At 61.0% G+C, this 6,449-nt stretch carries 6 protein-coding genes and 1 tRNA gene; 1 reads left to right on the top strand and 6 read right to left on the bottom strand.

Annotated features, from left to right (window positions below):
- Positions 1–141: 141 nt before the first annotated feature.
- Positions 142–534 carry a hypothetical protein gene (locus tag AC097O_RS20410; RefSeq protein WP_479594682.1) on the bottom strand — a complete coding sequence of 131 codons (393 nt, stop codon included), beginning with the start codon at positions 532–534 and terminating at the stop codon, positions 142–144.
- A gap of 891 nt (positions 535–1,425) precedes the next feature.
- Here AC097O_RS20410 and AC097O_RS20405 point away from each other — a divergent pair.
- Positions 1,426–2,058 (top strand): recombinase family protein, encoded by a 633-nt coding sequence (locus tag AC097O_RS20405; RefSeq protein WP_479594681.1) that lies wholly within the window; start codon positions 1,426–1,428, stop codon positions 2,056–2,058.
- Positions 2,059–2,129: 71 nt separating this feature from the next.
- On the opposite strand, the gene AC097O_RS20400 is transcribed toward AC097O_RS20405, so the two are convergent.
- The 5 genes from AC097O_RS20400 to serS all read right to left on the bottom strand — a co-directional run bounded on the left by AC097O_RS20400 (position 2,130) and on the right by serS (position 6,440).
- A complete protein-coding gene (locus tag AC097O_RS20400; RefSeq protein ID WP_479594680.1) occupies positions 2,130–2,369 on the bottom strand; it encodes a hypothetical protein in 240 nt (79 codons plus the stop codon).
- A gap of 354 nt (positions 2,370–2,723) precedes the next feature.
- Positions 2,724–3,116, bottom strand: a complete 393-nt coding sequence (locus tag AC097O_RS20395; RefSeq protein ID WP_479594686.1) for a BRO-N domain-containing protein — start codon at positions 3,114–3,116, stop codon at positions 2,724–2,726.
- Between the two features lie 33 nt (positions 3,117–3,149).
- Positions 3,150–4,865: a DUF6538 domain-containing protein gene (locus tag AC097O_RS20390; protein WP_479594679.1), complete on the bottom strand. Its 1,716-nt coding sequence runs from the start codon at positions 4,863–4,865 to the stop codon at positions 3,150–3,152.
- A gap of 118 nt (positions 4,866–4,983) precedes the next feature.
- A tRNA-Ser gene (locus tag AC097O_RS20385) sits at positions 4,984–5,071 on the bottom strand.
- Positions 5,072–5,120: 49 nt separating this feature from the next.
- Positions 5,121–6,440, bottom strand: coding sequence for a serine--tRNA ligase (gene serS / locus AC097O_RS20380; RefSeq protein ID WP_479594678.1), 1,320 nt, complete (start codon positions 6,438–6,440; stop codon positions 5,121–5,123).
- Positions 6,441–6,449: the final 9 nt, after the last annotated feature.

The raw sequence follows: 6,449 nt of genomic DNA, 5'->3' as shown, positions 1-6,449 counted from the left end.
ATCTGCACGACTTGCAGCTTGAACTCCGCGTTGAATGTTCGTCTTTGCTTCTTGGTCATATTTCTCGTCCAGGTGGATTCCACCTATCGAGGTGTCCGGGGGAATTAGACCAGCACACCTCAATAGTGAGCCCTTAAGAACTCAGTAGGGCACATCTTCCGGGCTCAAGTTCGCAGGCGTTACCGGTTCTTTGCGCTGCCCTTCGGTGTTGCGGTATAGCTGCTCCAGATAACTGGCCGTGGCCGTGCAGTGCCTGTAGCGCTCACGGGGAGCGTACACAAACACATCGCCCACAAACCCATGGCCTTGGGGCCGGGACTCCTTGAACATGAGTTTGGCGCTTTCCAACTGGGCCTGAATGTTGCGGATGGCTTTGGGCGTGCCTAGGTGGGCATCCCGCTGGGACACCAGACACTCCACGCCGTAGCTGTCGGCCTCCGCAAACAGCCCCAGGATGGCCCCCAAGGTGGACACGTAGGATGCGCCCATGCGCTGGGCCTTGAGGGTGGCAGCTCCAAAGTCACGCACCAGCATTACCTTGTCATCGTCCAGCCTCACAGAGTGGCGGCAAGATGGACGGGGGAGCCGTGCAAGGAATGAATCGACACGCTCCGGGGTCCACCAGGGGTCAGGGACGGGGCCGTATTTGGCTTGTACCTGCTCACGGGTCAGTCTGCCGGGGTAGGTGCCCCATCGGGTCTTTGAAGGTGGGAGGGCGTGGGGTGTGGTGGTCATGGATGGTGGGGATGGGGGGTTGCTTAAGCGAAGGTCAGGGTCTAGGTGGCTGCATCCAGCCGCGCACTGGCGGCGCTCAGCGGCTGACCGTGGAGGCAATAGACGGTGTTTAGGTAGACACAGCGCTTAGGAGGTCCACCATCAGGGGCCGTGCGGGCCGTTGATTCCGTTGGCGATAGCACCCAATGTAAAAGTCCAGACTCACTATCATTTGGATAGCAACGTGCGCGGCTGTTCTCCCTCCTGGGGAGCGCCTGTACGCGGGAGCTGGGCGGTGCGTTGGTTTATCGAGGGTGTGGGTTTAGTTGCCCCGCCTGCCGCCTTGTGGAGGTCATTCAAGCAGTAGCGGCCCTCGGGGTCCCTCCTTAGCCTGTAGCCTGCGTCCACAAAAAACAGGTGCTGGCAACGCCTGTACGTTCTTGGCCCGCATGGTCACCGAGTAGCCAGACACCAGGGTGATGGTTAGGTCCTTGGGGAGGCGGAACATCGGAAGGGTGCGCCCAGTAGAGTCTTTGTACTGAGCGGAAAAGTCCGCTGAGTCAAGTTCAAGGCCCTGCCCCGCTGGTTCCCTTTGGGTATGCCTCAAGGGCACCGCCGAAATGCCCCGTTAATTTGGTTCGATAACTGGTGTTTACTTACCCAAAGCGAACTGCTATTATTGGAACCATTCAAAACGAACCAAGGGCCTATATGTTCATCCGCGCCTACCTCCGCGCCTCCACCATCGAGCAGGATGCCCAGCGGGCACGGGCCAGCCTTGATGCCTTCGCCACAGAGCGGGGTCTGACCATTGCGGCCTACTACGAGGAGAACGAATCGGGGGCAACCCTCAAGCGGCCCGCGTTGTTTGAACTGCTGGCAGAGAGTCGGCCCGGTGATGTGCTGCTACTTGAACAGGTGGACCGCCTATCACGCCTCAACGGGGACGACTGGCAGGCCCTCAAGGCCAAGATTCAAGAAAAGCGGGTGCGGGTGGTGGCGCTGGACCTGCCCACCTCTTGGCAGTTGGTGGCTTCGGGGGCTGACGACCTCACGCAGCGGATGATGGAGGCCCTGAACAGCATGATGCTGGACATGCTTGCTGCCATCGCCCGCAAGGACTATGAGGACCGCAGGAGGCGCACCGCCGAAGGTATCGCCACAGCAAAGCAGGATGGCAAGTACAAAGGCCGACCGGCAGACACAGAGCGTCAGGCGATGATTCTGGACATGCTCAAGCGCGGGGACTCATGGAACACGGTCTGCAAGGTCACGGGTGCCTCACGCTCCACACTCAGCCGATTGACCAAGGGCCGGGCGGAACAAACCACAGCCGCAGCCTAGAAACGACAAAGGGCCATAGCGGCCCCTTGCAGGCCCTCAGCGGGGCCTATGGTTTGCCCCTGGGGCTGCGCTTACTCTGCGGTGTGCGCCTGCTGGTTGCCCTTGGGGGCCTTGATGGTGCGGTACACGTTGTACTCCACCCGCCCGAGATGCAGGATGTAGACAGAGCCCCCATCACCCCCGGCCTCACTCCACGCATCCACGAACGGGGGGCAGTTCCATCGCACATAGAAATGCACATCCCATTCATCGCGGGTGAGGCAGGAGACCACAGAGCCCACGCACTGCCCCAGGAGGTCCAGAGCGTACACAGTGCGCCCCAGGAGGTAGTCCCCGGCCCGCTGTGCTGCGGTGCGTTCTGGGAATGGAGTCGCTTCGTTTTGCATGGTCATTTTGTAGGCCTTTAAGGTTGATTGCGGGGCACCGATTGCGCCCTGACCTACGGACTATACATATAAAAACGATAGCTATATAACAAGCGTACATATAAAGAAATCCACGATATGAGACTATCTTCGATGTGCGATTTCTTCCGGGCAGTGGCACCCGCTCCACGGTCCACCCCGCATGCTCTTTGCAGCCACCGCCAGCACCTCAAGGTCACCCATAGGAAACCGTGGGGGGCACGGGGGGAAGGCTGCGCCCGGTGCTTATTCAATACCCCCTCAGATTTTTGTGATGGAAATAGCGGCACCTCCCTGAGCCACCACAAGGGCCCGTGCAAGGAACGTTGATGGGTCCTCCACGGCCTCAACGGCCACCTTCTGGGTCATGTACATGCCGGTCTTGCGGATGGACGGCAGGACCTCGGAGGTCACCCACTTCTTAAAGGCCTTGGCCTCGGGCTTGCGTGACTTCAGGATCAAGGAGTAGAGGCCCGACTCGTTGACTATGTTCACTGGCGTGTTGCTGCGGACTGACCCTAGTTCTAAACGAGGGTCAGCCGTCGAGCGGTCTTCGGCATCCACGGATTTATTCAGCGCATCGGTTGGATTCAGAATGTCCAAGGCACCGCAGACATCCTTAGCGACAAACCACGGTTGCCCATCGCGGAGGATGGAGCGCAGGGTCAGGCCGGGGGCGAAGTTAACTCAGGCCCGCAACGGGTAGCACCGTACCTGGGGCAGCTCTGGATAGGCCAGCTTCTCCAAGGTAGGGCGCAGGGTCACCACCGAATGGTCGTAGACCTTGGAGCCTGTGGAGCCCCCCACGGTGTGGCCCAGAATGCGGGCGCTCAATACATCCTCCACGCCTTGGTCAGTCAGCCGGGTTCGTGAGGTGTGCCGGAAGGCGTGAAAGTCCTTGTACCGGCCCGTTACGCCCTGTGCATTGCGGTACACGCTCCACCACTTGCTGAAATACTCGCCCATCGGCATGCCCGCAGGGGGCTTTCTGACGTTCGGGAATAGCAGCGCATGCCCCGCATCCTTCATATCGGCCACGTAGTCAGCAAAGCCCAGGCGGATTAGATGGGAGTGAACAGGCACGCGGCGCTTGGTGGTTTCGCCCTTGGTGGTAGTCGAAGGAATGCCCTCCTCCTCATCGCCCGCATCGGCTTGGATGGACAGAACCATCCCATCGGCCATCGTGGTCACATCCTCAAGGCGCAACTGGCACAGCTCAGACTGGCGTGCACCCGTGAAGGGGGCCAGCAAGGGCACCCAGTAGGCAGCACTGCCGCCCGCACCTTTGATGCTGGGAAGGTCGTAGGAGCGGAACAGAGGGGAGTCGAAAAGCTTGGTCAGTGTCTCCGGTTGCAGGTCTTTGCGTGCCCGCGACTTCTTCACGGCTACCCGGTGGCCCCTCCAAGGGTTGGACGGTATCCAGCCTTGCAGGTCAGCAGCAACATTCAGCAGCGCATTGACCGAATCAAAGCGGTTCTTGGCGGTCTTCTGTGACCCGCAGTTAACCAGCAGATACGCAATAACTACCGCGCCCTGTGGCTTGGTGAATTGCTCAATCGGGGTGGAGCCCAGGCACTTATCCACCAGACGCACCGCGTACCCCATCATCTTCCGGGAACTCACCCCCGGCTGCTTGAGGGTCTCCCACACGGTCACCACATCGGCCAGCGTGTGGGCCACTTCGGGGGCCTGAGAGGTCACAGGCACAGCGACTACAGGAGCGGGCGGGGTAGGTATAACTTCGCCTAGATCACGCTCCACGCGCCCCTTGTGGGCCTTGCGCAGCCCCTCAAGGCTGAGCCGTAGCGCCTGCTTGGCACTGTCAGTTGACCAATCCACCTCAAGGCCCATCCTGCGGGCCGCTGCATCCGCCTGGGCCAGCACCGTGGAGAGCTTGCGGCGTGCCAGGGCCTGGGCAGTCTCGCCTTCTTGTACTGCATTCAGAGAAGCCAGCACCTCGGCTGCATCGTCGGGGATGCCGTCCATATAGTGGAACTCAGGAGGGGCCGGGGGGTCGAGTAACAGGGCCTTGCTGGGGTTGGTCAGCGCGGCCAGCTCCACCAGTGCAGCCCTGCCATCGTCGCTATCCCTGCCCGCCTCATCCTGCGCAAGGTCTGCGGCATAGACCCCTTGGGCGATGGCCTGGGCTAGCTCGGGCGAGATTGCGGATATAGGGGCATGGGGGGCTGCTGCGGCCTTGAGGTCCGGGCGCTTGGCTTCGAACTCAGCTTCTTTCTCTGCCCGCACGCGGTGCGCTGCGCTCTTGGCCTGGGCGTAGCTCACCCGGCCTAGGCTGATACGGAAGTCAATCCGGCCACCGTAGGCGCTTAGGAGGTCATGGGGAACGTAGACGCGAAGCTGATAAACGCCGTTGCGCTCAGTCAGTCCAAGGGGCTTTGCCATCGGTGGTACGTGGTTAGGATTTAACACCATGCCACGTCTACCAGTCACAGTTACAAGTCACAGAAACCGCTGTAAGCCCTTGATTTTGCTGATTATCTTTATGAATCAACAACTTAAATGGAGGAAGAGGTGGGATTCGAACCCACGGTACCTTGCGGTACGCCTGATTTCGAGTCAGGTACATTCGGCCACTCTGCCACTCTTCCAATTGCGGTTAAGCAACGTCCGCTATTCTAGCAGGCCAAAACCCGGCTTTTACGCCAGCGTCTCCAAACCGCGCAAATACGGGCGCAGCACTTCGGGCACGGTGACCGAGCCGTCGGCGTTTTGGTAGTTTTCCAGCACCGCCACCAGGGCGCGGCCCACGGCCAGGCCGGAGCCGTTCAGGGTGTGCAAAAACTCGCTCTTGCCCTGGGCATTCTTGAAGCGGGCCTGCAGGCGGCGGGCCTGGAAGGCTTCGCAGTTGGAGACGGAGCTGATTTCGCGGTAGGTGTTTTGGCCGGGCAGCCAGACTTCCAGGTCGTAGGTCTTGGCCGCGCCAAAGCCCATGTCGCCGGTGCACAGTGCCATCACGCGGTACGGCAGGCCGAGCTTTTGCAGCACGGCTTCGGCGTGGCCGGTCATTTGCTCCAGCGTTTCGTAGCTCTGGTCGGGGTGGACGATTTGCACCATTTCCACCTTGTCAAACTGGTGCTGGCGGATCAGGCCACGGGTGTCGCGCCCGGCGCTGCCGGCTTCGGAACGGAAGCACGGGGTGTGGGCGGTCAGCTTGATGGGCAGGTCGGCCTCGGCCACGATAGCGTCGCGCACAAAGTTGGTCAGCGGCACTTCGCTGGTGGGGATGAGGTAGAGCGCGCTGTGGTCGGGCATCTCTTCGCCGTCCTGGCCGCCCTTTTTGGCGGCGAACAGGTCGCCTTCAAACTTGGGCAGTTGGCCGGTGCCGCGCATGGAGTCGGCGTTGACGATGTAGGGCACGTAGCATTCGGTATAGCCGTGCTCTTCGGTCTGCACGTCCAGCATGAACTGGGCGAGTGCGCGGTGCAGCTTGGCGATGGGGCCTTGCATCACGGTGAAGCGCGAGCCGGTGAGCTTGACACCCATTTCAAAGTCCAAACCGAGCGGCGCGCCCAAATCCACGTGGTCTTTAGCTGCGAATTCCATAGTACCGGGCGCACGCTCGCTGGGGTTCCAGGTGCGCACCACCACGTTGGCGTGCTCGTCTTCGCCCACGGGCACGCTGGCGTGCGGCAGATTCGGCACGGCCAGCAGCAGGGTTTGCAGCTCGGCCTGGATTTGCTCCAGGCGCACGGCGGAGGCCTCCAGCACATCCTTGATGGAGGCCACCTGGGCCATCAGGTCGTCCACGCCCTCGCCTTTGGCTTTGCGCTGGCCGATCTGCTTGCTGGCGCTGTTGCGCTGGGCTTGCAGGTCTTCGGTGCGGGTCTGGATGGTTTTGCGCTCCGACTCCAGGGCTTTGAACGCCTCGACGTTCAGGAACTGCTGGGGGTTTTTGCGCGTTTGCAGGCGGGCGACCACGGCATCGGGGTCTTTACGGAGGGTAAGGATGTCAAGCATTTTGCTATT

Source organism: Rhodoferax sp. LS1P39 (assembly GCF_056521425.1).
The sequence above is the reverse complement of the archived record's forward strand: the minus strand, read 5'-3'. Positions and strand labels throughout refer to the sequence as shown.